Genomic DNA, 285 nt, shown 5'->3' with positions numbered 1-285 from the left:
ATCTTCCAAGTATTCGACGATCCCCGGAGCGCCACCCTCAATACTGTTTTGGATGGGCAACGCTTCTCGAAGCAGTCCGAAACCAAGATCATGGTCCGCGATGTGGGCGCACTGCCACTCCTCCCCACTGCACACAGCGTTGAGCTTTCCGAGCAGCCAACCCAGGAGTGGTTGGACCTCTGGTGGGCCGTTGACGGGCGAGGCGGCGGTGGGGAACTGGCGATTGCGCGCGAGATTCTAACGGGCTGTCCCTCGCTGTATGCGCTGGTAAGGGACGACGACGGC

Annotated in this window: 1 protein-coding gene; it reads left to right on the top strand. The window is 61.4% G+C overall.

The features are described from left to right. A partial coding sequence (locus SB772_RS40100) for a hypothetical protein (RefSeq protein ID WP_410838531.1) occupies positions 1–285 on the top strand: 285 nt, incomplete at both ends.

The organism is Paraburkholderia sp. SIMBA_030 (assembly GCF_046535245.1).
Lineage (GTDB): Bacteria > Pseudomonadota > Gammaproteobacteria > Burkholderiales > Burkholderiaceae > Paraburkholderia.
The sequence above is the reverse complement of the archived record's forward strand: the minus strand, read 5'-3'. Positions and strand labels throughout refer to the sequence as shown.